This window comes from Lapidilactobacillus wuchangensis, from assembly GCF_003946645.1.
GTDB classification, from domain to species: domain Bacteria; phylum Bacillota; class Bacilli; order Lactobacillales; family Lactobacillaceae; genus Lapidilactobacillus; species Lapidilactobacillus wuchangensis.
On record NZ_RHOU01000001.1, the window covers coordinates 118,995 to 145,414 of the forward strand.

Sequence of the window (26,420 nt, forward strand, 5' to 3'; positions counted from 1 at the left end):
ATATTTCACCACTATTTACCAATTTTCATGCTTGATGTAAAAAATGCATCAAATCGCGTTCAATTTTCTTCAAACGTAAAATGACATTCATGTGTAATTCGTCGAGTGGGGTGATCCACGAATCTTGCGCTTTAGGCAATAATTGATTGCCACCGTTATGAATCAGCTCAAGGTACTGATTTTGACTGCGAAAGTCGGTTATCTTAATCGTCATCGCATACCAAGGGACTTCATCAGTTGTCACGGCCCGCACGACTTGGCAGTCAAAGTGAATTGGTGTCTGGTGGCGCAACATTGTGCCTTGGAATTGTTGACCAACTGTTAACGTTTCCTGATTAGCCGTTAATTGTAAGGAAAAGCCACCTTCAGAAACGTCGCGCGTTGTGAAATTCAGTTGCTGGCCGGTGGCGCCATTAGTCAAGCTGCCCGAAGTCACTCGCGGAAACCGTTCACTTTTTCGATAAATATCCCGTTTAGTGGCGATGAAAATACAGAAACTAAGGTTAATAAAATGCATGACCAACCAAAAAGTAATCACGCTACCAACAATGATTTCCGAACCCCATTTACCATAATTAAATTTAATGATGGCGATCAGCGTCAACAACCAGAGGACAAAATAAGGAATGATATAAAGATAATCTTTTAAAGAGAAAGTAACGTTCTTTTCAGTTACTTTGAATTTCTTCGCCTTGATGCCAATTGATTCTAATAAAACTGGCAGAAATAAATAAGGTGCGAAGAAAGTTTCTTGGATTTCACCCCAACGCTCATTGCGGATCTTACTAGAAGTGTTGCCAAGAACGTAATGGAGTAGAAAATAACCTGGGGCCCAAATTAGCATCAGCACCCAGAAGTTGGCATTGACCACCTGAATCTTGAAAAGGGCATAAAGTAACGGCGCCGCAATGTAAATTAAACGTCTGGCAAAAGTCCACCAGTAGAGATAAGTATTAATTAAAATGATCCGATTTTTCCAAGATAAGTTGGGGTTGATAAAAATGTGTAAATTACGACAGCTTTGAATCACGCCGCGCGCCCATCGAGTGCGTTGCTTGATGACACCTTTAATATCAACTGGGGTTAAGCCACTAGAAACTGGCTCGGTGGTGGCAATGCTGGTATAACCGGCCATGTTGATTTTGGTCCCTAATTCGAAATCTTCAGTAATTGTATCGGTTGGGAAACCACCAACTTCATCAACGGCTTGCCGGAGAAAAACTGCATTAGAGCCAGTGAACAGCGCCGTTTCATTGCTGCCATTTAGGACGTTAATATCACGAGAAAAGAAATCTTGCTCATTGGCGACAATGTTTTCGGAAAATAAATTGAATTGAAAAATATCGGCGTTATAAAAACTTTGCGGGGTTTGCACGAATCCCAATGGCCGGACATGCTGGGGGTTTTCTTGCCGATCAACGAAATTTTTCATAAAAAAAGGGACGCTGCTGTCAAGGAAATTACTAAAGGGGATCATATCAGCATCGAAAATCGCGAATAACGGAGAATGAAGTTCGGCCAGGGCATGATTGATATTACCCGCCTTTGCCTGATGATTATCTGTCATGGTCACGTATTGGGCGTGATATTTTCTGGCAAGTTGGGCAACTTCCGGTCGATTACCATCATCAGCAATTACAATATGAACTTTATCTTGATCGGGGTAGGTCATGAAGTTAGCACCATTAATCGTTTTTTGCAGTAAGGCTAGCTCTTCATTATGGGTGACAATAATCACGTCAATTGCCGGAATTGGCTGTTCGGCAGGATAGGTGGGAATCACGGGTTGGCTGTTTTGCTTAGGCTGCATTAACCGGAAGATGATAATTACATAGGCCGTGAAACTTGAAATCAATTCGCTGCCAACTAATAATAAGGCGAAAATCAAGGTCAATAGATTGGCATGCCAAGGAATTGTAAAACAAACTCGCCAAAACAAATAAATTAGCGAGAGCACAATCGCTAAAAAATAAATAAATTTTTTAAATCGTGGCATGGTGGCCATCCTTAAAAATAAAATCGCGCTGAATTCGGTAGCTGATCACAAAAAGCGCAAAATCGACGACCATTTTGGCGACGACCGTTAGCCAATCAACACTGTTACCAACAAGCACTTGATTAATCAGGCTGGTTAAACCAGCGGAAACTAACATCTGGATTACAAAGAGGGCGCTGTATTTAATCAAGGTTCGTTCACCAGCATGATCGAAAACATAATGATGATTCAGTTGGTAGTTAGCGATTGCCGAAAGAAAACGGGCCATGATCGTGGCCATAAAGATTCCAGTCGTCGAATGACTTTTAAAAATAAACAAAAAAAGACTAAAGAAGGCAATATCAATTAGAAATGATAGTAAGCCACTTAGCGCAAACTTAAAGAATTTCGAATAAATAGCAATTGAGTCGCGAATCACGCGAAAATGGGAGGATTTATTGCCAGCCAAATAAATTGTGGGAATCGGTTCTTCCGTGATTTGAATTTGGTAGTTGCGGGCTTGAAGCAACATCTCAAATTCAAATTCAAAGCGTTCGCCAGGAAAATGAATGAGCTGCTGGATATAAGCACTCGGAATGATTCGTAAGCCAGTTTGTGTGTCAGAAATTTCTTGTTGGGTGACCAGCTTGACTAATTGACTGGTCAGCCGATTACCAAAGCGACTGCGCCAAGGGACATTACCAGTAAAACGCCGCACACCAAGTACTAATTTGTCAGGATTTTTTTGGAAATTATCCAGACAACTTTGCAAAGCACTCGCGGTGTGTTGACCGTCAGCGTCAATGGTCGCAATCCCATTTAAAGTTGGATAATGCTGCTGAAAATAAGTGAAGCCGGTTTTTAAAGCGGCGCCTTTACCTTTATTTTGGTCGTGATGCAGAATCTTGATTTGATTTGGGTACTGCTGGGTAATCGTTGCAAAAATAGCTTGATGGTCGCGGTCACTACCATCATCAACAATTAAAATCGGTAAAGTTGCTGGCAATTTATCGCGCAATTCTTGAATGAGTGTGCTTAAACGTTGATCAGGATTCAGGGCTGGAATAAGAATACCAACTTGTTTCATGACTAAAACTCCTACTCATAATGTGAAATAATTAAACAAACTTATTTCAGTATAAGTCATTAGTTGAAACAAATAAATGCTATTCGGAATTAATTCACATTTTAGGAGTTATTGTAAATGATTATATCTAAAAGACTTTATTTATCAGCACTTATTTAATAATTAAATAGTGAATTGATTGTTTTAAAATCTTGCATTTATTCTTGAAAGCGGTCACTGTTGCTAAATGAAGACTAATCAATGGTCAATAATTTGTGAAGCTATGGGAAAATAATAACAATTCCTGCAGCTACTTTTTGGATAGATCAAAACAACCTTCCTTTCAAAATCATTGCCGTCAGTTCATACAAAAATACCGAGCAATTCTTTTTCGAATTGTTCGGTATTTTAGATTTGTACTGGCCAGCTAAGAATTAGAGGCGAGTACGATTATGTTCGATTTTTATATGAATCACTCATATTAGCGACTTAGCTGATGTGAGGTTAAAGTTCTTGATCAAGTAGGGATTCGATTGTGTCGAAAACAGTTGGTGAATCATTGTCACCAATTACTTGACGTGCTACTTTTTTGACTTGCTGGTCGGCGTTAGCCATGGCAAAGCTGTACTTGACTTCGGCCAGCATTTCAATATCATTACCGCCATCACCGAAGGCAGCCATTTCCGTGGTATCAATTTGCCAACGCTGGCCTAGTTTTTTAAGGGCATTGGCCTTATTGATCCCTGGGTAGTTAATATCCATGTCACCGAAGCCGCTAGGAATCATAGTGAGTTGTCCGTCAAGTTCACGATCCAGTAATTGTTTGGCGTGATTGCGCTCGTTGTCAGGAAAAGACATGGCAATTTTTAACACCCGATCCTCGATTTCGGCAAATTCAGCTACTCGTTCTAAGGCCGGATAAAAAGATTTAACGGTGGCAAAAAGTCGTTCGGAAGTATTGGCCGCAACATAGGCACTTTGCGCACCACTAACAATTAGTGGCCGGGGATGAAAATGGTCAGTCAATAATTCAGTTACTTTCAACATTAATTCATGTTTGATTTCACTTTGGAAAATATTTTGTTCACCGAGATAAATATTAGCGCCGTTTTCGGCAATAAAGTTCATCTCTTGATATTGTTTCGAGAAATAGTCCTGTAGTAGGGCGTACTGATCGCCAGTGGCAATGATAAATTTAATTTCGCGTTGTTGCAATTTTGCCAAAATCTGGGTAAAACGTTGGTGGTCATATTGACGCTTGGTGTTCAGAAAAGTACCATCCATATCAACGGCAATTAATTTCAAAGTCACGCTTAAGACTCCCTTCAGGTTGGCTGATTAAACAAATCTGTTAATATGAGTCTAACCCAAGTTTCTCAAGAATCAAGGTTGCTGTTTCTTCAATCGAGCGATTGGCCACATTAATAACATAACAGCCTAATTTTTGGTAAAGGTCTTGGGCAAAATTCAGTTCTTTTTTAATGGCGTCTAAATCAGAATAAGTAGTGTCAGGATTTAAACCATAAGCAATCATCCGCTCACGACGAATGTTATTCAAAACTTTCGGGTCATTGGTCAAGCCAATAATTTTATGAGGGTCCACTTGATAGATTTCGTCAGGAATGTGGGCCTGAGGGACGATCGGCAAGTTAGCCACCTTAATATTCCGGTTAGCTAAGAATAACGACAGTGGTGTCTTCGAGGTCCGCGAAATGCCTAAGAGAACCACATCTGCCTCAAGAAAACCACGAGGATCTTTGCCATCATCATAAAGCACCGCAAATTCCATTGCCGAAATCCGATCGAAATAATGTTCAGTTAAGTGATGGACGGCGCCGGCTTCGTGAGTCGGCGTTAAATCAAAGCGCTGACTAATGGCATTGATCATTGGTGAGATCAAATCAATTGCCACCAAGCCATTGGCAGCTGCCTGCGCTTGAATGTAATCACTTAGGTCCTTGGTGACCACCGTATGGGCAATTAAAGCGTGTCGTTCCACAGCCGTTTTGATTAAATCGTCAACTTTTTCTTTATTGGTGACAAAGGGGAACCGTTCATACATTGGTTTGATATCGGGAAATTGAACCATGACTGCTTGGGCTAATTTAAAAGCCGTTTCGCCAACTGAATCAGAAATTAAACAAACATAAAGTGTCTTTGGTTTTGCCATATGACCTCATCCTCAAAAAAATATTTTTTGTTTTATTGTCTCTATCATAGCATATTCAGCGCTTTCATCACGATTTTTGCTGTAAATTTGAGAAAGATTGTTGACCGCATTTTAATGTTTCGCTATAATAAACAAGAACGCTTATGGGATGCACTAAAAATGGCGCTGAACTTGGGTAGTTACATGGAAACTGGAAGGAGGGAAATCAACATGGCTAAGACAATTGTTCGCGACAACGAGTCACTTGATGATGCTCTTCGACGTTTTAAACGTTCTGTTTCTAAAAGCGGTACACTTCAAGAATACCGGAAACGAGAATTTTACGAGAAACCAAGCGTTAAACGTAAATTAAAATCCGAAGCTGCTCGGAAGCGTAAGAAGTTTAGATAATGAATTCACCCCCTTAGTTTTGGGATTACACATTGTGATCTTACGACTGTGGGGGTATTTCTTTTTTTAGAGTGCAAAAATAGACGGTTAGCCAATGAGCATTAAAGTTATTTTACCAAATTAGCCGATTTTGGCTGATTGGTAAAATGATTTTAAGCGGAGTTGGCTGTCTGTTTTTGCACGTTTCCACAAACCCACAATCATTCAGGAGGTACTACAATGGATTTTAACGCAAAAATCATGGAAGATCTGAAGGCAGCAATGAAGGCCAAGGACAAAACTCGTTTAGCCGTAATTCGGAGTATTAAGTCTGCTTTGATGAACGCCAAAATTAAGAAGAACGAAGCATTAACACCAGATGACGAATTAGCTGTCGTCGCTTCTGAATTAAAACAACGCCAAGATTCATTGGTTGAATTTGAAAATGCTGGTCGTCAAGACTTGGCCGATCAATTAAAAGCCGAAATTGAAATTGTTAAAGAATATTTACCAGCCGCTTTGTCTGATGAGGAATTGGCTAAAGTTGTTGATGAAACCATCAGTGAAGTTGGCGCCAGCTCAATGAAAGATATGGGCAACGTCATGAAAGCACTGATGCCTAAAGTTAAGGGTCGTGCTGACGGCGCAAAGGTCAACCAACTTGTTAAGGCAGCATTGTCGAAGTAAAAAAACTGTTTGCTTTAAACAGTGCTTAGACTGTCCTAATTTGGGAGGGTGGTTGCTGGGCGATTTAGAGGGCGTGGAACGCCGTGGCCATCGATTTGAGCTTATTTTAAGCAATAAATTGCTTAGAATAATTTCACAGCTGACGCCAATCGCCCAGCAACCACCTGATTAAACTAACAAAATTGAGCAGCACTATTTAGAAAAACAGATTGAGGTAAACTAATGAGCCTGTTTGACAAACTTTCTGGATAAAACCAGAGACTGTCAGATGGGCTTTTTATAATACAGTTTAGTTATGATAACAATCGAAGTTAAGTTGATCTATCCCGCTTGAAGTGCATTAATCATTAACAAAACTGAAGTGAACCACCTCAACTCCAGACGGAATGGAGGGATCTTGGCGTCAGCCGCCAAATTGTTCTTAGTGGCTGGGCCACTTAGAACAAGGCTTGTATTTGAGATTGTTGCGTTAGCAATAAGCTCAAATCAATGCCGGCAGCGTTCCACGCCAAGCAGCCCGCAATGGAGTCAAACTCAATTCTGTTTCAAAACTTTTTAATGAAATTGTTGTTTACGCCAAAAGCCCGCTAGTTTTCGCAACTTGAGTAATCGTGCTACGCTTGGCAAATGACTAGGTACAATTTGAATATTCACATGATCGACGGGGTCGCTCCTGCAAATATTCGAAATTGTACTACGTCAAAAACCCGCCAAGCTTCGCAACTTAATGCATTATGTGCTAAAATTTAAGTATTCAATCACTGTTATCAGTGACTTTACGATAGGAGCGAATTTCTTGACCGAAGCAACTAATCAAGCCGTCGAAGAAAAGACGTTTGTTTTAAAAGAACCTGAGCAGGCGGTCAACTTGCTTGGTGTTAATGATGAATTTTTACGAATTATTGAAGATGAATTGTCAGTTTCTTTGCGTGCCTTTGCTGACCGAATCATTGTCACTGGTCCCGCTGAGGCTGACCGACAAGTTTTAGCGATTTTTACGCAGCTGAGTGACGTTAGTGAGCATAATATTACCATCACTGCTTCTGACGTGCGCAGTGCAATTAAAATGGCGCAGAAGGGCACGATTAGCTATTTCAGCGAAATGTACAACGAAGTGCTGATCAAGGATAGTCGCCATCGGCCGATTCGCGTGAAAAACTTAGGTCAACGCCAATATGTCCAATTAGTGCGGCACAATGATATTACTTTTGGCATTGGCCCCGCTGGTACTGGGAAAACTTTCTTGGCGGTTGTTTTAGCAGTCGCGGCGTTAAAGAATCATGAAGTTGAGCGGATTATTTTAACGCGGCCCGCAGTCGAAGCCGGTGAAAGTTTAGGCTTCTTGCCTGGTGATTTGAAAGAAAAAATTGATCCTTATTTGCGGCCAATTTATGATGCCCTTTATACTGTGCTGGGCCAGGACCAGACCAATCGGTTGTTGGAGCGGGGAATTATCGAAATTGCGCCGTTAGCCTATATGCGTGGTCGGACCTTGGAAAATGCCTTCGTGATTTTGGATGAGGCTCAGAATACGACGACGGCCCAGATGAAAATGTTTCTCACGCGGTTAGGCTTGAATTCACGGATGATCGTTAATGGGGATTTGACGCAAGTTGATTTGCCTCATAATCAGAAAAGTGGGCTGAAGCAGGCTGGCGAGATTTTGCGGTCAGTCAAACATATTGGTTTCATTGATTTCTCCTCAGCGGATGTGGTCCGTCATCCGGTAGTCGCCCAAATCATTGATGCTTATCAAAAATATGATCAGGAGCTAAGAAAATAATGAATTTAGAAATTATTAATGATGACCAACTTGTGCCAACAGATCGTGAACAATGGATGCGCGATTTAATTGAATTTGCTGCGAAAGAATTGGATGAGGCGCCCGACACAGAAATGTCGATCAGTTTGGTCAGTGACGACGAGATTCAACGAGTTAATCGTGAATACCGCCAAAAAGATCGGGCCACTGATGTGATTAGTTTCGCCATTGAAGACGACGAATCTGATCTGCCAAATTTTGAAGAATTGGCAGATGAATTCGATATTCCCCGCAATATTGGTGATTTGATTATTGCGCCACATTATGTCGCTGAACAAGCTAAAAATTACGGTCATAGTTTTGATCGCGAATTTGGTTATACGTTGGTTCACGGATTCTTGCATTTAAATGGTTACGATCACATTGACCCTGAAGATGAGAAAGTGATGATCGGCCTGCAAGAGAAAATTTTGGATAATTATGGCCTCAAACGCTAAAAAACCCCAGACCAGTAAAAATCATTCCTTTTGGCAATCGTTTCATCATGCGGCCCAGGGATTGAGTTTTACCTTTCAACATGAAGGCAATTTTAAGCGCCATCTTGCAATTGCGACGGTGGTGATTGTCCTCAGTGCTCTTTTGCGAGTTGCCAAAACAGAGTGGCTCTGGCTCGTCAGTGTGATTTTTATCGTTTTAATTGCCGAACTTTGGAATACAGTTGTCGAATATATAGTTGATTTACTAGTGGCAAAGCAGTACGATACAATGGCCAAGCACATTAAGGATGTTTCGGCGGCGATTGTCTTGGTTGCGAGTTTGTTAGCCGTCATTGTTGGTTTAATAATTTTTGTGCCTTATCTTTGGAAAATATTCGCATAAAGAGGAGCCTGATTAGGATGGATGAACTAACTGAGCGCGCACGCCAAGCTCGCGAACAAGCTTACGTGCCATATTCACATTTTGCTGTTGGTGCGGCGGTACTGACTGATGATGGTCATATTTATACCGGCTGTAATATTGAAAACTCGTCATATGGTATGAGCTTATGTGCCGAACGAGTAGCCATGTTCAAGGCCGTATCTGCTGGCTATCGACATTTAAAAGCGATTGCTGTTGTGGGCGACACGAAGGGACCAGTTTCGCCATGTGGTGCTTGTCGTCAAGTGATGACCGAATTTATGCCAGCTGATGCTAGCGTGACTTTGTCGAACTTACATGGCAAGTCCGAAACTTTGCCATTAAAAGAAGTTTTACCATTTGCCTTTTTCCTTAATGATGATCGGGTTGATGAATAGCATTTAAGTACTGCGTCATTGCGATGAATTTATTAGTTCAGAACAAAGTCGGTGTTAAGACTTCCCAAATTGAAAAGGTGGTGGCGGAGCAATTTGAGTGGCGTGGAACGCCATGGGCATTGATTTAAGCTTTTGTTGCACAAAATCTTAAATACAAGCCTTATACTAAGTGCTAAAGCACTAAGTATAATTTCATGGTTGATGCCAATTGCGCCGCCACCACCTGATAAAACTAACTAAATTGAGCACCACTATTTGGCCGAACCAGATTGTGGTAAAACAAAAGCGGTGTGACAATCTCTAATGAGAAGGAGGTTGTCACACCGCTTTTTTTGTTACTGTTCAACTATTACTACTGATTAAATTGAGTCACTGAATCCTGCTATCACTGCCTTAAACACCAATAAAGATAAAGTGCACCACCTCAACTCCAGACGGACTGGAGGGATCTTGGCGTCAGCCGCCAAATTGTTCTTAGTGGCTGGGCCACTTAGAACAAGGCTTGTATTTGAGATTGTTGCGCAGCAATAAGCTCAAATCAATGCCGGCCGCGTTCCACGCCAAGCAGCCCGCAATGGAGTCAGACTCAATTCCGTTTTAACACTTTAATTAACAATCAATTCAAGCATCAATCCAATATTTGTTGGAATCACTAAAGCCCTGATACAACACGTGGTATAATTAAACCAGCAATTGGTATCAAAATAAAATGCAGTGCCAAAGTGGTACTAGCGTGATTTGCGAATCACGAGCATTCATAAAGGATGAACAGAAATGGCAGAATTTAAATCCGGATTTGTGGCTTTGTTGGGCCGACCTAATGTAGGTAAATCAACATTAATGAATCGTGTTATTGGTGAGAAAGTTGCAATCATGTCGCCTAAAGCGCAAACCACCCGTAATAAAATTCAAGGTGTGATCACTGATGACGAAGCTCAAATCGTTTTTTTAGATACACCGGGGATTCATAAACCTAAAAATGACCTTGATAATTATATGGATCAAGCGGCATTTTCGACTTTGAGCGAAGTTGATATTGCCATTTACATGACTGGCGCGATGGATAAAATTGGCCCTGGCGATCGCTTTATCTTGGAAAAGTTGGAAAATATCAAGACACCATTATTTTTAGTCATTAATAAAATTGATTTAGTTCATCCTGATGATTTATTAACACTGATCAATGAATATCGAACTTTGGCAAACTTTGCGGAAATCATTCCCTTATCAGCCACTCAGGGCAATAATGTTGATGAATTAGTCAAAGAAATCAAACACTATTTGCCAGCTGGTCCGAAATACTATCCTGATGATCAATTGACTGACCATCCAGAATATTTCGTGGTTGCTGAATTAATTCGCGAGCAATTATTGTTGCAAACGCGTGATGAAATTCCTCATTCAGTCGCCGTGGTTGTTGAAGACATGAACACCCATGAGAATGGCAAGTTAGTTATTAATGCGACTGTTTTCGTTGATCGCGAAAGTCAAAAGGGGATTGTAATCGGCAAGGGCGCTTCAATGATCAAGCATGTTGGCATTGGCGCACGCCGGGAAATTGAACCACTTTTAGGCGAAAAGGTGAACTTGAAGTTACAAGTCAAAGTTCAGCGTAATTGGCGTGACAACCCACTCTTCCTGAAGCGGGCCGGTTACGACCAACGCGATCTTAAGAATTGAGTTGGTTGCGTGACGCTGAATTTCGCGGCATGGTGATGTACCGTCGCGATTATTCAGAGCGCGATTTACTGGTTCAGATTTTAACGGATCGTTTCGGACCGAAGATGTTTTTGGTTCGTGGGGCTAAGAAACGCGGCTTTAAAATGACCAGTGCGATTCTGCCGTTTACTGAGGCGGATTATGTTGGTCGGATCAATTCTGATGGCTTGTCTTATTTGACCACCACCAAAAGTACTAAAATGTGGCGCCATATTAGTAGTGACTTGGTACTGCAAGCTTACGCCTCATACTTACTAACTTTAACGGCGGCGGCTTTTCCTGAAGGTAATCCAGTCGGGCGTGCTTATGATCTGACCCAGACTGCCTTAGAGCGCATGGACGATCAAGCTGACGCACAATTACTCACGAATTTGGTTGAAGTGAAACTATTAGGTCAATTTGGTGTGGCACCGTATTTGCAAGGCTGTGTGATTTGCCAACGCAATGATTTACCTTTGGATTATTCAGAAGCCTTAGGTGGGCTGTTATGCCAAAATCATTGGGATCGCGATCCTTATCGGCTCCATGCGCGGCCTAAAGCAGTGGCGTTGTTGCAACGATTATCTGTTTGGCAACCACAACAAATTGGTCAAGTACAATTAAGTGATCTGACTAGACGTGAACTGCAACGAATTCTTGATCATATTTATGCGGATCAAGTAGGGTTGAAGCTGAAGAGCAAGGTTTTTCTTGATGAATTAACTAGTAACAGTAATCGCTTGAAAAAGTAGCAAACTCTTTTTAGTCAGTTTGGTGCTGATCAAGAAGTTTGGCTGGTTATCGGCGTCGTAATTGTTGGCTTTAACACTAAACTGATTAGTGGTGATTAATTCTGTTAGTTTCCATAGGTGGTTGCTGGACGATTGGCGTCAGCTGTGAAATTATTCTTGGCGATTTATCGCTTAGAATAAGCCTCGTATTTGAAACAATTTGGTTTGTAATTGGTTCAAATCGACGGCCACGGCGTTCCACGCCCTCAAAATCGCCCAGCAACCACCTCTCCGGATTGGGGAAGACTTAACGCCAATTTTGTCTGTGATCAACAAATTCCATGATACTAAAATTGGTGAGTTCAGTATTCAAACGTGTTCGGGCTGGTAAATGGCTAGGTACAATTTGAATATTCACACGATCTGGTTACACCAGCTCATGTAAACATTCGAAATTGTACTACGCCAAAAGACCACCAGTCCTCACACTCTGCTCTTGACAAACTCATGGTTTAATTATAGAGTAATAACGAACTGAATAATCCAATTTCACAATGATCAGGCAGAATGACGTCTTTAAGCGAGTGTTGATAGTGCAAGAACACAATTGATGTTGCTGGCACCTAGGAGTGGAAGTTAATCAAGTGTAGATGAGGTCGGGAGTTTGACTTCTGAAACGTGCTAAAAATCGCAACTGTTTCCGCTTAATGCGCAGTTAGCAAACAATCCTTTCAGGATTATTCGCTAACTGACATTAATGCTCAACAGCTGACCGCCATTTTTAGCACTCTTATCTAAATTAGGGTGGAACCGCGATAATTTATCGTCCCTTGTGACTGCATTGGTGCAGTGGCAAGGGATTTTTTTGTGAAAAAATAGTTGAGGTGAAGGAATATGGTTAAGCAGTTGAATGTTCAAGAAATGATTCTGACCTTACAGCGTTTCTGGGGTAGTAAGGGTTGTTTATTGATGGAAGCATATGATAATGAGAAAGGTGCCGGCACGATGTCGCCCTATACCTTCTTGCGGGCAATTGGTCCTGAACCTTGGAATGCCGCATATGTGGAACCATCACGGCGGCCAGCTGATGGTCGTTACGGCGAAAACCCCAACCGGTTGTTCCAGCATCATCAGTTTCAAGTGGTTATGAAGCCTTCACCTAAGAATATTCAAGAATATTACTTGGATAGTTTGCGGGAATTAGGTATTGAACCTTTGGAACATGATATTCGTTTCGTTGAGGATAACTGGGAGAACCCATCAATGGGCTGTGCCGGTGTTGGTTGGGAAGTTTGGCTTGATGGGATGGAAGTTTCTCAATTCACTTATTTCCAACAGGTCGGCGGTTTAACCGTTGATCCTGTCACCTCCGAAATCACTTATGGGGTTGAACGTTTGGCCTCATATATCCAAAACGTTAATTCTGTCTTTGATTTACAATGGGGCGATGGCGTTTTATACGGTGATATTTTCAAGGAACCAGAATATGAACATTCTAAATACGCCTTTGAAGAAAGCGACCAAGCGATGTTGCTGAACTTCTTCAACGACTATGAAAAAGAAGCTTTGCGCTTAATTAAATTAGGCTTAGTTCACCCAGCTTATGACTATGTTTTGAAATGCAGCCACACCTTCAACTTGTTGGATGCCCGCGGTGCTGTTTCCGTTACTGAACGGGCCGGTTACTTATCACGAATTCGTAACTTAGCCCATAAAATTGCTCAGGCTTTTGTTGGCGAACGAGAGAAGTTAGGCTTCCCATTGTTGCAACACGCCCAAGAACAAGCCGAAAAAGACGGGGAGGATAAATAAATGACAGCGACCTACTTATTAGAAATTGGTTTGGAAGAAATGCCCGCTCATGTTGTTCGCCCCAGTGTGATGCAATTGTTGGACAAAACTGCTGCTTTCTTTAAAGAACAAAATTTAACTTATGATGAAATTAAACCCTTTGCCACACCACGGCGCTTAGCGATTATGGTAACTGGTTTGGCTGATCGTCAGCCAGACCAGGTTGAAGAAGCTAAGGGACCAGCTAAACGGATCGCCTTGGATGCCGATGGTCATTTCACTAAAGCAGCTTTAGGCTTTGCGCGTGGTCAAGGTGTCCAACCAGAAGATATTACATTCAAAGATTTCAAAGGTGAACCTTATGTTTTCGTTGAGAAGAAAACTGTTGGTCAACCAACGGCGGAAATTTTGCCGGAATTGAAGAAAATCGTCATGGGACTCACTTTCCCAACGCGGATGAAGTGGGGTACCAATCATTTCGAATACATTCGGCCGATTCATTGGATTGTTAGTTTATTAGATGACCAAATTATTCCCATGCAAATTCTTGACGTCCAAGCTGGGCGGACCACGCAAGGTCACCGGTTCTTAGGCCATGAAATTGAGATTGCTACCGCCCAAGACTATGAGGCTGATCTAGCTAAAGTTTTTGTAATTGCGGATATGGCTAAGCGCCAAGCTGTTATTGAAGAACAAATTCATGATTTAGCTGTCAAGCATGATTGGCGTGTTGACCTTGATCCTGATTTGTTAGAAGAAGTTGTGAACTTGGTTGAATACCCAACCGCTTTTGCGGGCCACTTCGATCCTAAGTATTTGGCCGTTCCTGAACCAGTGCTGATTACTTCGATGAAAGACAACCAACGTTATTTCTACGTTCGCGATCAAGCTGGTAAGTTAGCACCAAACTTTATCGGTGTTCGTAATGGTAATCATGAGTACTTGGATAATGTGATTGCTGGAAATGAGAAAGTTTTAGTAGCGCGGTTAGATGATGCCAAGTTCTTCTTTGAAGAAGATCAGAAGTTATCAATTCATGATTACGTTGAGAAATTGAAGAAAGTCACCTTCCACGATAAAATCGGGACGATGTATGAAAAAATGCAGCGGGTTAGTGTGATTGCTGCTGGCTTAGGCCACGTCTTCGGTTTATCAGAAAACGAATTAAGCGACTTGAATCGTGCTAGTCACATTTACAAGTTTGATATTGTCACTGGTATGGTTGGCGAATTTCCTGAATTGCAAGGGGTCATGGGCGAGATTTATGCTAAAATCTTTGGTGAAAACGCCGTGGTTGCGCAAGCTGTTCGCGAACACTACATGCCAACTTCTGCTGAAGGTGATTTGCCTGCCAGCAAAGTTGGTGCGACTTTAGCAATTGCTGATAAAATTGATACGATTTTGGCCTTCTTCGCAGTTGGCATGATTCCTAATGGCTCCAACGATCCGTACGCTTTGCGGCGGCAATCTTACGGGATTGTGCGGATTCTGTTAGCCAACCACTGGCACTTATCATTGGCCGAATTACAAGCAGAAATCGCTAGCTCCTTGAAGAAGAATGATTTGACCTTCAAGATTGACTGGCAGAAGAATCCAGCGGAAGTTCAACGTTTCTTCGGTGATCGGATGCGGCAACTCTTTGGCGAGAAACATTTGCGCCATGACTTTATTGATGCCGTAGCTAACTCCAATGATCTCGATCCAACAACGATTGACGAAGTTGCTTCAACCTTGAATACTCACCGGGAGGATCAAGATTTCAAGCCAACTATTGAAGCGTTGACCCGAGTAATTCGCTTGGCTAATAAAATCGATAGCAAGCCTGATCAAATCAAGATTGACCCAAGCTTGTTCGAGAACCCTTCAGAAAAAGCACTGTACGATGCGGTTACTGAATTACAAGCCGACTTCAAACAGCAAACGGTTGAACAGAACTATCAACAAATGCGCGACTTACGGCCAATCATCGAAAGTTACTTCGAAGAAAATATGATTATGGCTGATGATGAGAAGATTCGTCGTAATCGTTTGAATCAATTATTGATCTTACAACGCTTGATTAAAGTGTTTGGTGATTTACAAGAATTGATTGTTAAATAAGGTAAATAGTTACCGCTGATGCTGTATAACAGTATCAGTTGCGAGGTTAGTCCGACGATTTAATTGGGCTAACCTCTTTTTTTCTTCTTGGAAAGTCTAAAACTTTAGTGAAAATGATCAAACGGAATTGAGTCTGACTCCATTGCGGGCTGCTTGTTGTGGAACGCGGCGGCCGTCGATTTGAGCTTTTCTACGAAAATCTCAAATTCGAGGCTTATCGTAAGTGCTAAAGCACCAACGATAATTTCGCGGCTGACAACAAGATCCCTCCATTCCGTCTGGAGTTGAGTTGGCTCATTTTACTTTTGTTAGTGATTGAGACAGATATAGTGGGCTAACTCGACTAATTTAGACAGTGATTAAATCTGAATAGGAAGATTCAAATAGATAATTGATACTTTACCTTTTACACCGATTTCTAAAACCCATAATACTTGTCACTCAAAATATTAGTTCACATCAATCCGTTTTTCTACCAGTGGTGCTGAATTAAACTATCAAATCAGGCAGGAACCCAGCGATTGGCGTCAATGGCCAAATTATTCTTTGTGGCTAGGCCACTTAGAATAAGACTTGTGTTTGAGATTGTTGCGTAGTAATAAGCTCAAACCAATGTCGGCCATGTTCCACGCTCACAAAATCGCTGGGCTCCTGCCGATACTAAACAAGGAGCGACTTGAGCAGATATTTATTGAAGTAACTTTAAGTTAATTAGCTCATGGGAAGCACGACTACTTTAATGCGAATCATCACAAATGATATAATAAAGATAATCTTAACAACGGAGTAAAGTGGATGTTTATTTTTGTAGGTTGCGCTGGTGGTGGGACCTCCAGCATGTTTTGTCAAAGAATGTCTAAAGAAATTAATCAACATGATCAGAATTTGACGGCGGTTTTTGATGATGTGACGTCAGTTTTTAAAATGCAACGGGCTTATGGTGATCAATATGACCTGATTTTTGCCTATGGCGGTATTGATGCGATTCGCTCTTACAACGCTTTCGACTTCGGCCAGCTGTTCGACGTGGTGATGGTCGCGCCGCAAGTGGCGTATCGCATTGGTGATACGGAAAAGTTGATGGCGCCATACCCAACGATTGTTGAGAAAATTCCGGGCAAAATTTTCGGCACGATGAATGCCGCTGTGGCTTATCCTGGCTTGCTTGATGAATTGATCGTTCTTGATGAGCGCCGCGCTTATCAATCAGATATTCAAACTTCTGAAAAAGCCCGTGATAAAAATATTGAAATATTTGTGGCCGGTGGCAGCCGCGATGACCAGTATTTCATTGACCTGCGGCAAAAATTAAGTCAGTTGGGTATTCGCTGTTTATATGAGCCCTTTAATTTAGAGACGCTCTACAATGATCAGCCAACGACTGATTTTGAATTGCGCTTTATTTTCGGCAATGCCAGCTTATTAACGGTTGAAAACTTTCCTCAAATCGCGCGACGAATAAATGCTTTTATGATTGCAGGTGATCCTGAGCGCGCACCAATGCGCAAGGAAAGTTGGTTGCGTGATTATCAAATTGATTTTCAATATTTTGATGACCAGACTGATTTTAAAACCATCTTGGGCTTTTTAACAACGGTTGAATTTAAGTCGGAATCAACCTCGGAAGTAAGTGTCGCTCGTTTTGAGAAGCAGACGCTTAAACCGTTGAAGAATTTCTTAGGGATTATTTATTGGCGTTAATTAAAAATAGGTAGAGGTGATTTGAATTGACAAAAAATTCAATAACAATTCGCGAGATTAGTTTAGCAGCATTGCATATTATCGCTGAGAATCCTTGGCTAGTACCAGCGGTTGTCGGCGTCCATGGTTTTTGGAAATTTGCCCAGTTGACCCAAGTTCGGCGAATTGAACATGAAAAAAATAACCGATCTTAATTCAATATGGCCAAAATAATCAATCCTTGAGAATTAACGGAAAGAGCAATTCAGTGGAACTGCTCTTTTTTGTTGCTAAACGAATTAATTACGTCTGGCGTAGTTAAATTGCCGACTGGCTGAAATGCGAACAATAAGTGCATGGTGATAATTTGGAACAAATTAAATAATAATAGCTTGTATCTTAATTGGTCAGATTTTGCAATCAGTCCAAAAACTATTTTTGTCGTAAATAGCAAAACAATAGTCGTGAAATTACGTCTAATCGTCCGTCATTATCGCGTTCCAGATGCTATACTAAAAAAGCTGACAAGCAAAAAAAGTTTTTTCCTGAGGAGGAATTGTTTTGTTTAAAACAGCTTTACGTTTTGCAGGTATTTTGGGTTTAGCGGTACTCTTGACGGCATGCGGCGCCAAGCAAGGAACTGGCGATGCCAAGGCGGACGCAAATGGCACGAAATCAATCGATAAATTATCGATCGGTTTTGTCCCATCTCGCGATCCCGAAGAGATTGTTTCGGCAACAAAACCATTGAAAGATCTCTTAAAGAAACAAATGAAAACGGAAGGCTATGCCATTAAAGATGTTGATATCTCCGTGGGTACCAGCTATGAAGCTGTTGGGGAATCATTATCTTCAGGAACTTTGGACGTTGGTTTCATTCCCGGTGGCACTTATGTTCTTTATTCTGATGGCGCTGAAGTATTATTGGCGGCAACACGAGCTGGTCTATCAAATGATAGTTCTAATCCCGCAAAGTGGAATCAGAATAAACCAACCAAGAAGACTGACAAGCAAGCAGCATCATATCGTTCTTTGATTATTGCCGGTCCTTCCCAGAAAGGCCAAGCGTTAGCTAAGAAAATTAATGCTGGCGAGAAATTAACTTGGGATGAATTAAACAGCGCATCATGGAGCGTGATGAGTTCATCATCATCAGCTGGCTACATTTACCCAAGTTTATGGTTGAAGGATCATTACCAGAAGAATATTTCTGATCTTTCACACATTGTCCAAGCAGATTCTTACGGTAGCTCAATGGCTCGTTTGGCTGCTGGTCAAGCGGATATCATGGTTGCTTTTGCCGATGCGCGAATGGATTACGCTAAGCAATGGCAAGGTGAATATGGCCGCAAGCAAAGTATTTGGGACGAAACAAATGTCCTTGGTGTGACTGAACCAATTTACAACGATACGATTTCGGTCAGCAAGAACGCTAAGAACATGAACAATGATTTGAAGCAAGCCTTAGCCAAGGCCTTCATCGAAATTGCCAAAACTGACGAAGGTAAAAAAGTGATTTCGATTTACAATCACCAAGGTTATAAGAAAGCCACTGACGCTGATTATGACAATGCGCGTAAAGCCCAGAAATTAGTTAAAGCAGCAACAAAATAAAGTCAAATAATGAAGGTGAGACCAGGGACAGTTAACGTTTTAGCGGTTGACTGACTGTGGGTCTCGCTTTTTATTAGCCTTAGCATTATTTATTCGAGAGGAATAACAAATGATAAAATTTGAAAACGTGACGAAAATCTATGACAACGACCACGTGGGCCTAAAAAATGTGAATCTGCAAATTGAGCAGGGCGAGTTCGTCGCGATTATTGGTTTGTCCGGCGCTGGCAAGTCGACCTTACTTCGCTGCGTCAATAAAATGCACGAAATTACTTCCGGCAAGTTAACGGTGAATGAGGTTGATGTCACGAAGTTAAAAGGCAAAGAAGTGCGCCAATTTCGTAGTAAAATTGGCATGGTTTTTCAATCCTTTAATTTAATCACCCGAACTTCAGTGCTAGGTAACGTTTTGGTTACCTTGGTCCCAAGCCTACCTTGGTGGCGGCGTTTATTAGGAATTTATCCCCGTTCTGCCAAGCTTGCCGGTTTAGAGGCCTTAGATAATGTGGGAATTTTGGAAAAAGCTTATACCCGCGTCGATCAATTATCCGGTGGGCAACAGCAGCGGGTTGCTTTGGCGCGAACGTTGGTTGGTGACCCAGATATTATTCTGGCCGACGAACCAGTGGCGGCCCTTGATCCAGTCACTGCCAAAGTGGTGATGAATGATTTCCAACGGATCAATCAACAGTTGAATATTTCGATTTTGTTGAATATTCATCATGTGGATTTGGCCTTAGCTTATGCGGATCGGATTGTGGGCATTCGTCAGGGCGAGATTGTTTTCGACGGCCCGACGGCGCAAGTTACCCCGGAAATCATCGACCATATTTATCATAGTCATCATGTTGAAGACGCTGTTAACGAGAAGGTGCCAGCTCATGTTTAACCGTAAATTTCAGTTGGCCAGTGGCAAGGTGGTGGTTGCTCGGCCATCAAAAATCCCGCTGATCAGTTTACTAATGATAGTGCTGATTGCGATTGCTTTACAGGTGACCAAATTTAGTTTCACCACTTTGCTGCTAAATGGCCATCAGTTCTTTGTTATTTTGCGCGGAATGTTGCCACCAAACCTCAAATTTTTACCCCGAATTTGGCAACCTTTATTTGACACGATTAAGATGTCCTTTTTGGGCTCTTTATTAGGTGCGCTACTGGCAGTTCCCTTGGCGTTATTAGCAGCCAATAATATTGTTCGGTCGAAGTGGATCGCTGGATTTTTCAAATTTTTCCTTAGTATTTTGCGGACTTTGCCAACAATCGTTGTGGCGCTGATTGCCACTTTTATTTTTGGCTTAGGGACCATGGCCGGTACGATTGCCATTTTCATGTTTACCGTTTCTTATGTGGGAAAATTGACCTATGAACAAATTGAAGCTTTAGATATGGGCACCTTTGAAGCGCTGGAATCGTTAGGCTTGACCCGTTTACAGGCCTTTCGCTATGGGGTCATGCCCCAAATTCTCCCGACCTATTTATCGACGACGCTATTTAGCTTCGAGGGAAATTTGCGTTATGCGGCGATTCTGGGCTATGTCGGTGCTGGTGGTTTAGGGATTATTCTTAGTGAACAGTTGGGCTGGCGGGATTATGCCAACGTCGGCATGATTTTAACGGTCTTGATTGTCACCGTCAGTCTGATTGAATGGCTCAGCCAAACGGCACGCCGTAAATTACAATAGGAGGGATGTTTTGGATAATTTACTTGAAGCAAAATTAACGGCGCAACCTTCGAAAAAGCGTCAGTATTTGTTGTTAGTGGCAGTCATTCTGGCAGTGTTCGCCTGGTCATTAACGGCCATTAAATTTCGTGCCCCCGATGATGGTGGTGCCAAAATCGCAGCCAATATTATTCGGGGTATTTTAAGCCCTGATCTCAATTTGTTGTGGAATTTTACCAGTCAAGGTGTCTTTTACTTACTTTTTGAAACAATTTGTATTGCTTTTCTCGGGACCATTTTTGGGGCAATTTTGTCGATTCCATTCGCCTTCCTAATGGCACCTAGTGTCGTTTCGCGGCCGGTTTATATTTTGACACGTTTTTTAGTTGTCGTCATTCGGACCGTGCCAGCGCTAGTTTATGGATTAATGTTTGTTCGTGTAGCTGGACCGGGACCATTTGCGGGTGTATTGACGATGTCGCTGACCTCGATTGGCATGGTCTCGAAGCTTTACGTGGACGTCATTGAAGATCTAGATCGCGGGATCCTAGAAGCGATGGATGCGATTGGCTGTACCACTTGGGAGAAAATTCGCTTCGGTATCGTTCCACAGTTAATCGCTAACTTCAGCTCAATCACAATTTATCGGTTCGATATGAACCTACGTGATGCGACTATCTTGGGATTAGTCGGTGCCGGCGGAATCGGTGCCCCGTTGATTTTTGCGATGAATGCTTATCGCTGGCATCAAGTCGGATCAATTCTGATTGGGTTGGTGGCTTTGATTCTGATTGTGGAAATAATTTCGAACAAACTGCGTGCTAAATTGGTTAATGGTTAACTTAAGTTAATGGTTAACTTAAATTGAAATTTTAAATATTTTAGATCAAAAAGACGCTCAAGAAATTTTAACTTTCTGAGCGTCTTTTTGGTGATATTGAGCAGTTCGAAATATATTTATTGCTGCACAATTAGCTAACGTTATTACTAAATTTAAAATAGCATTAATTGTCGCTTTATCCCAGTGACCCACCAATCAAATAAGTAATCAACATCGTCCCTAAACCAACCAACAAATTACGCAACACACCTTTAAGTCGATTAGAATTACCTAGCATAGCACTGGTGTAACCCGTGAAAATCATCGCCAACATAACCGCAATAATGGTACCACGAACTTTAAAAGGATTAGGAATGAACGTGATTGAGAGCAGGGGAAGCAGGGCACCAAGGATAAATGAGCAAAATGATGAAATTGCTGCGTGCCAAGGGTTGAAGTAGTTTTGCAATTCGATATTGTTTTTGGCTTTCAGTGTGACACCAAGGGCATTATTGTTCATTAATTGTTCGGCGACTTCGCCAGCTAAATCAGGGGTCAGACCTTCTTTTTCATAGTGCTCAGTTAAGGCCTGCAATTCCGTTTGGTAGTGTTGCTTGATATTCTCGCTTTGTTGCTGAGCCAGCGTTTTTTGAGTGTCACGTTGGGTACTAACGGAAATATACTCGCCACCACCCATGGAGAGTGCGCCTGCAAACATGCCGGAAATACCAGCGATAAATAGCGCCGTTTGGCTTTGCTGAGCGCCAGCCACGCCGATGACAATGCCGGCGACGGAGACGATTCCGTCATTGGCACCGAGGACGCCGGCACGAATAATATTCAACTGTTCGGACAAGTGAAACTTCTGGATCAAGCGCTGTGATAGAGTTTGGTGCTTAGCCGTGGTGAGTGATTTCATCAATAGAACCTCATTTTTATGAATTATTAATTAAGTATAACTTGCCCACAACTTAATTCAAGATAGCAAGAACGTAATGGTTATAATCTAAACCGGCGATTAAGATAAGCTGGGCATTTTGGCGCGGTTAATTTTTTAACGACATTTTTTGGTGAGAAACTAACTTTTTAAAAGCAAACATATTGCATCAAAGGTTATTTTATGTTAAATTATACGTTGTATAACTGTGTGTAGGCTGACGTTGGCGCAATCTGTCAGCCTATTTCTTGCTTATGTTTGAGAAGGGATGTGAACATTATGGCCACTAGAATCCCGGAAGCTTATATTGAAGAAGTCCGGAACAAAACCAACATTGTCGATGTCGTTAGCCAGACTGTTCAACTGCACAAACAAGGGAAAAACTTGTTTGGCTTATGCCCTTTTCATGAAGAACGTACGCCTTCTTTCTCGGTGAATGAAGAGAAACAGATTTTCAATTGTTTCAGTTGTCACCGTGGTGGGAATGTCTTTAAGTTCTTAATGGAATTGGAGCAAATTTCCTTTCCAGAAGCAGTCATTAAGGTGGCACAGTTTAGTGGTATTCCCTTGCCAGAAGCAGTGGCACAGAGCAGAGACTCCGTCCAAAATTCACTGAATAGTCAGTTGCAAGGGCTATACGCACAAGCACAAGTTCTTTATACGCATATTTTATTAAAGACTAAAGTTGGTGAACCAGCGCTGGCCTACCTGGAAAAACGGGAACTGGCCAGTGATGTCATCGATGAGTTTAGTCTTGGTTTTGCCCCAAATCAGGGGAACGTTCTTTTGGATTATTTTACTAGTCGTCAGGTAGCGCGGGAGTTGTTAGTGCGCTCAGGATTATTTGTTCAGACGAATGATGGTCGTTTAATTGATCGTTTCCGTAATCGGGTCATGTTTCCGATTACCAATCAGAATGGTCAGGTGATTGCTTTTTCGGGTCGGATTTTGACCGCTAGTGAGAATGAGCCCAAATATTTGAACTCGCCAGAAACGCAATTGTTTCAGAAGCGGGAGACACTTTATCATTTCTCACAGGCCAAACAAGCGATTCGTGAGAGCAAGACGGCCATTTTGTTCGAAGGTTTCATGGATGTGATCAGTGCTTACAAGGCTGGTGTCGCTAACGGCGTGGCTTCCATGGGGACTAGTTTAACCAGTCAACAACTTTATTTGCTTTCGCGAGCGGCTCAGAAATTGATCGTCTGTTATGATGGCGACGAACCTGGGCAAAAAGCAACGGCGGAAGCCTTAAAATTGTTGAAGAATGAGTCCTTTGAAGTTGGCATTATTAGTTTGCCAGCTAAGCAAGACCCTGATGAATTCGTTAAGGCCCATGGTGCCGCTGCTTTTCAAAAGCAGTTAAGTCAGAATGTGTTAACGCCGATTGCTTTTCAGTTGCAGCATTTGCAAAGTAGCTACAATTTAAGTCTTGATGGTGATCGTTTGGCCTACGTTCAGGCGGCTTTACAAGACATCGTCACGATTAATTCCAGTGTGGAACAAGAATTGTATTTGCAGCAAGTTGCTAATGAAACACAATTAGATTTAGCGGCTTTAAAAAATGAGTTTGAGACGGCGCGAGTGAAATACGCTCAGAAACAACGAGCGACGCAACGACAGCAACAACGAACTCAACACGAAGATCGTGAAGTGCCTAATCCAGCACTAGATGTTAAGTTGGACCGGGCGGCTATTTCCGAACGGCGGCTGTTACATTTAGCGATTCATCAGGAGAATGTTTTGTTGCAGCTCACTGATGATGATCAATTTCATTTCAATGATTCACAAATTCAAAATTTATTTACTTCTTGGCTAACATATTTACGTCAAGAAGGTAGTCATTCAATTGCCGGGTTTACTGATCAACTTAGTGGTGATCAGCTGAGCCTGTTAATGGGGATTGAAATGCTCGATTTACCCGATGAAGTATCAGATGAAGAAGTTGCTGATTACCGGCGCAATATTAATCAAGCTCAGTTACAGGCGCGTTTGCGACAAGCACAGATTAAGGTCAAAAATGCCAGCAATATTGGTGATGATCAAGCGGCGGCCAAGTGGTTTGGCGAAATGCTAAACTTAAAGCGACAGCTGACGAACTCTTAAACACAATGAAATAATGGGGGCAGCAGAATGGCACAAAAAAAAGCAGCAACTACAAAACCAACTAAAAAGTTAGAAACAGCGGTTAAGGAATTAGTCGCAGAACACAAAGCTGACAAACAAATCACTGATGATGAGTTAGTTAGCAAATTAATTCAACCTTATTCATTGGAAGATGAAGCGGTTGATGAATTAATGCAACAAATCGAAGACAAGGGTTTTGCCATCGTTGATAAGAATGGTGAACCAGCCGTTCGTTCATTGAAGAAAGTCAAGAAAGTTACTAAGAAAGACCTGCAAAACCTGTCAGCACCAACTGGTGTTAAAATTAATGATCCCGTGCGGATGTACTTGAAGGAAATTGGTCGAGTTTCCTTGTTAAACGCCCAAGAAGAAGTGGCTTTAGCATTGAAAATCGAACAAGGCGATCAAGTAGCTAAACAAAAGTTAGCTGAAGCCAACTTGCGTTTAGTTGTTTCGATTGCGAAACGCTATGTTGGTCGGGGGATGCAATTCCTTGATTTGATTCAAGAAGGTAACATGGGCTTGATGAAAGCCGTTGAGAAATTCGATTACCGTAAAGGGTTCAAGTTCTCAACTTATGCCACTTGGTGGATTCGTCAGGCCATTACCCGTGCCATTGCTGACCAAGCACGGACGATTCGGATTCCGGTGCATATGGTTGAAACCATCAACAAGTTGATTCGGATTCAACGGCAATTACTCCAAGACTTAGGCCGGGAACCAACACCAGAAGAAATCGGTGCCGAAATGGATATGCCAACTGAAAAGGTTCGGGAAATTTTGAAGATTGCCCAAGAGCCCGTTTCTTTGGAAACACCAATTGGTGAAGAGGACGACTCTCATTTAGGCGATTTCATTGAAGATTCCGATGCTACCAGTCCTGAAGACCACGCTTCATACGAATTATTGAAGGAACAACTTGAAAGTGTTCTGGAGACTTTAACTGACCGTGAAGAAAACGTCTTACGTTTACGGTTTGGTCTTGACGATGGTCGGACGCGCACTTTGGAAGAAGTTGGTAAAGTCTTCGGTGTGACGCGGGAACGGATTCGCCAAATTGAAGCAAAAGCCTTGCGGAAATTGCGCCATCCATCTCGTTCTAACCAATTGAAAGACTTCCTTGAGTAGTCTTTAGTCTTCCCCAATTGGTAGGTAGTGGCTGGGCGATTTGAAACTGAATCAATTATAGGCGGAACAGCGAACAACTCCGTTGCGGCCGGCGGGTTGTGGAACGTTGCCGGCGTTGATTTGAGCTTATTGCTGCGCAACAATCTCAAATACAAGCCTTCTTCTAACCGCTAAAGCGGCAAGAAGAATTTGGCGACTGACAACCCGGCGGCCTCCACTGCGTTTTGAGTTAAGTTAGTCCACTTTAGCTTTAGTTGATATCAAGGCAAAAACTAGCAAAGTTAGATATCAATCGCCAGCAACCACCAGATGAAACTAACCGAATTGAGTACCACTAATTGGAAAATCAGTTAACGTAAAATAATAAGTCTGTTTGACATCTGGATAAAACCAGAAACTGCCAGACAGGCTTTTTTGGTATGACTATTTAATTGTGATAGCAAGTCAAATTCAGTTGATTAATCCTACTGCAACTGCATCAACCACTAACAATGATGAAGTGCACCACCTCAACTCCAGACGGAATGGAGGGCGTGGTTGTCAGCCGCCAAATTTGTCTTATTGCTTCAGCAATTAGACAAAGGCTCGTATTTGAAACAATTTGGTCTTTAATTGGTTCAAATCGATGCCAGCAGCGTTCCACAACCAGCAAGCCCGCAATGCAGTCAGACGCGAATTTGTTTCAATATCATTCCCTGTTTGCCACCATATTTCTTACTCGTTATTCAATGATGAACTTAAGTTTTGTCCGCGGCTGAACTGTTTTATAGCGGGCATTTTTGGTATAATTGATAAAATAGTAAGTAAAA

The 26,420-nt window shown here is 42.0% G+C and carries 24 protein-coding genes; 19 read left to right on the forward strand and 5 right to left on the reverse strand.

Annotation, left to right across the window (positions count from 1 at the left end; all coding sequences use genetic code 11):
• Nucleotides 1-25: 25 nt before the first annotated feature.
• From EKM82_RS00500 to EKM82_RS00515, 4 genes are all read right to left on the reverse strand, one after another.
• The gene (locus EKM82_RS00500) at nt 26-1,996 is read right to left on the reverse strand and encodes a glycosyltransferase family 2 protein (RefSeq protein ID WP_125766375.1); all 1,971 of its coding nucleotides are present in this window, start codon (nt 1,994-1,996) and stop codon (nt 26-28) included.
• On the reverse strand, nt 1,983-3,062 hold the full coding sequence (locus EKM82_RS00505; RefSeq protein ID WP_125766376.1) for a bifunctional glycosyltransferase family 2/GtrA family protein: 1,080 nt from the start codon (nt 3,060-3,062) through the stop codon (nt 1,983-1,985). Before EKM82_RS00505 ends, EKM82_RS00500 begins: the two co-directional genes overlap by 14 nt.
• A 483-nt stretch (nt 3,063-3,545) precedes the next feature.
• Nucleotides 3,546-4,352 carry a Cof-type HAD-IIB family hydrolase gene (locus EKM82_RS00510; protein WP_125766377.1) on the reverse strand — a complete coding sequence of 269 codons (807 nt, stop codon included), beginning with the start codon at nt 4,350-4,352 and terminating at the stop codon, nt 3,546-3,548.
• A gap of 40 nt (nt 4,353-4,392) precedes the next feature.
• A complete protein-coding gene (locus EKM82_RS00515; RefSeq protein WP_125766378.1) occupies nt 4,393-5,211 on the reverse strand; it encodes a pyruvate, water dikinase regulatory protein in 819 nt (272 codons plus the stop codon).
• A gap of 210 nt (nt 5,212-5,421) precedes the next feature.
• Here EKM82_RS00515 and rpsU point away from each other — a divergent pair, with 210 nt between their 5' ends.
• The 16 genes from rpsU to phnE (EKM82_RS00590) all read left to right on the forward strand — a co-directional run bounded on the left by rpsU (nt 5,422) and on the right by phnE (EKM82_RS00590) (nt 21,440).
• Nucleotides 5,422-5,601, forward strand: coding sequence for a 30S ribosomal protein S21 (gene rpsU / locus EKM82_RS00520; protein ID WP_125649759.1), 180 nt, complete (start codon nt 5,422-5,424; stop codon nt 5,599-5,601).
• A gap of 219 nt (nt 5,602-5,820) precedes the next feature.
• Entirely contained in the window at nt 5,821-6,267 is a 447-nt protein-coding gene (locus EKM82_RS00525; protein ID WP_125766379.1) for a GatB/YqeY domain-containing protein, read from the forward strand.
• A gap of 796 nt (nt 6,268-7,063) precedes the next feature.
• Nucleotides 7,064-8,050, forward strand: a complete 987-nt coding sequence (locus EKM82_RS00530; protein WP_225419622.1) for a PhoH family protein — start codon at nt 7,064-7,066, stop codon at nt 8,048-8,050.
• Nucleotides 8,050-8,526, forward strand: a complete 477-nt coding sequence (gene ybeY / locus EKM82_RS00535) for an rRNA maturation RNase YbeY (protein ID WP_125766381.1) — start codon at nt 8,050-8,052, stop codon at nt 8,524-8,526. Before EKM82_RS00530 ends, ybeY begins: the two co-directional genes overlap by 1 nt.
• Complete coding sequence (locus tag EKM82_RS00540; RefSeq protein WP_125766382.1) at nt 8,510-8,908, forward strand: diacylglycerol kinase family protein; 399 nt, start codon at nt 8,510-8,512, stop codon at nt 8,906-8,908. Before ybeY ends, EKM82_RS00540 begins: the two co-directional genes overlap by 17 nt.
• An 11-nt stretch (nt 8,909-8,919) precedes the next feature.
• The gene (locus EKM82_RS00545) at nt 8,920-9,324 is read left to right on the forward strand and encodes a cytidine deaminase (protein ID WP_404802886.1); all 405 of its coding nucleotides are present in this window, start codon (nt 8,920-8,922) and stop codon (nt 9,322-9,324) included.
• 774 nt (nt 9,325-10,098) lie between these two features.
• The gene (era, locus tag EKM82_RS00550) at nt 10,099-11,004 is read left to right on the forward strand and encodes a GTPase Era (RefSeq protein ID WP_125766384.1); all 906 of its coding nucleotides are present in this window, start codon (nt 10,099-10,101) and stop codon (nt 11,002-11,004) included.
• Nucleotides 11,001-11,774: a DNA repair protein RecO gene (gene recO, locus EKM82_RS00555; protein WP_225419623.1), complete on the forward strand. Its 774-nt coding sequence runs from the start codon at nt 11,001-11,003 to the stop codon at nt 11,772-11,774. The genes era and recO overlap by 4 nt, the downstream gene beginning before the upstream one ends.
• Before the next feature lie 873 nt (nt 11,775-12,647).
• Nucleotides 12,648-13,565: a glycine--tRNA ligase subunit alpha gene (glyQ, locus tag EKM82_RS00560; protein ID WP_125766385.1), complete on the forward strand. Its 918-nt coding sequence runs from the start codon at nt 12,648-12,650 to the stop codon at nt 13,563-13,565.
• Nucleotides 13,566-15,644 (forward strand): glycine--tRNA ligase subunit beta, encoded by a 2,079-nt coding sequence (gene glyS / locus EKM82_RS00565; RefSeq protein WP_125766386.1) that lies wholly within the window; start codon nt 13,566-13,568, stop codon nt 15,642-15,644.
• A gap of 795 nt (nt 15,645-16,439) precedes the next feature.
• Nucleotides 16,440-17,345 carry a PTS sugar transporter subunit IIB gene (locus EKM82_RS00570; RefSeq protein ID WP_125766387.1) on the forward strand — a complete coding sequence of 302 codons (906 nt, stop codon included), beginning with the start codon at nt 16,440-16,442 and terminating at the stop codon, nt 17,343-17,345.
• A 26-nt stretch (nt 17,346-17,371) separates the two neighbouring features.
• Entirely contained in the window at nt 17,372-17,539 is a 168-nt protein-coding gene (locus EKM82_RS11150; RefSeq protein ID WP_164508022.1) for a hypothetical protein, read from the forward strand.
• A gap of 346 nt (nt 17,540-17,885) precedes the next feature.
• Entirely contained in the window at nt 17,886-18,938 is a 1,053-nt protein-coding gene (locus EKM82_RS00575) for a phosphate/phosphite/phosphonate ABC transporter substrate-binding protein (protein WP_125766388.1), read from the forward strand.
• Nucleotides 18,939-19,047: 109 nt separating this feature from the next.
• The gene (gene phnC, locus EKM82_RS00580; RefSeq protein WP_125766389.1) at nt 19,048-19,827 is read left to right on the forward strand and encodes a phosphonate ABC transporter ATP-binding protein; all 780 of its coding nucleotides are present in this window, start codon (nt 19,048-19,050) and stop codon (nt 19,825-19,827) included.
• Nucleotides 19,820-20,620 carry a phosphonate ABC transporter, permease protein PhnE gene (phnE, locus tag EKM82_RS00585; protein WP_125766390.1) on the forward strand — a complete coding sequence of 267 codons (801 nt, stop codon included), beginning with the start codon at nt 19,820-19,822 and terminating at the stop codon, nt 20,618-20,620. The genes phnC and phnE (EKM82_RS00585) overlap by 8 nt, the downstream gene beginning before the upstream one ends.
• Nucleotides 20,621-20,630: 10 nt before the next feature.
• Nucleotides 20,631-21,440 carry a phosphonate ABC transporter, permease protein PhnE gene (gene phnE, locus EKM82_RS00590; protein ID WP_125766391.1) on the forward strand — a complete coding sequence of 270 codons (810 nt, stop codon included), beginning with the start codon at nt 20,631-20,633 and terminating at the stop codon, nt 21,438-21,440.
• A gap of 175 nt (nt 21,441-21,615) precedes the next feature.
• On the opposite strand, the gene EKM82_RS00595 is transcribed toward phnE (EKM82_RS00590), so the two are convergent.
• A complete protein-coding gene (locus tag EKM82_RS00595; protein ID WP_125766392.1) occupies nt 21,616-22,338 on the reverse strand; it encodes a VIT1/CCC1 transporter family protein in 723 nt (240 codons plus the stop codon).
• A gap of 297 nt (nt 22,339-22,635) precedes the next feature.
• On the opposite strand from EKM82_RS00595, the gene dnaG reads away from it, so the two are divergent.
• From dnaG to EKM82_RS11155, 3 genes are all read left to right on the forward strand, one after another.
• On the forward strand, nt 22,636-24,462 hold the full coding sequence (gene dnaG / locus EKM82_RS00600) for a DNA primase (protein ID WP_125766393.1): 1,827 nt from the start codon (nt 22,636-22,638) through the stop codon (nt 24,460-24,462).
• 27 nt (nt 24,463-24,489) lie between these two features.
• Nucleotides 24,490-25,611, forward strand: a complete 1,122-nt coding sequence (rpoD, locus tag EKM82_RS00605) for an RNA polymerase sigma factor RpoD (RefSeq protein WP_125766394.1) — start codon at nt 24,490-24,492, stop codon at nt 25,609-25,611.
• Nucleotides 25,612-26,135: 524 nt separating this feature from the next.
• Nucleotides 26,136-26,369 carry a hypothetical protein gene (locus tag EKM82_RS11155; RefSeq protein ID WP_164508023.1) on the forward strand — a complete coding sequence of 78 codons (234 nt, stop codon included), beginning with the start codon at nt 26,136-26,138 and terminating at the stop codon, nt 26,367-26,369.
• Nucleotides 26,370-26,420 lie beyond the last annotated feature (51 nt).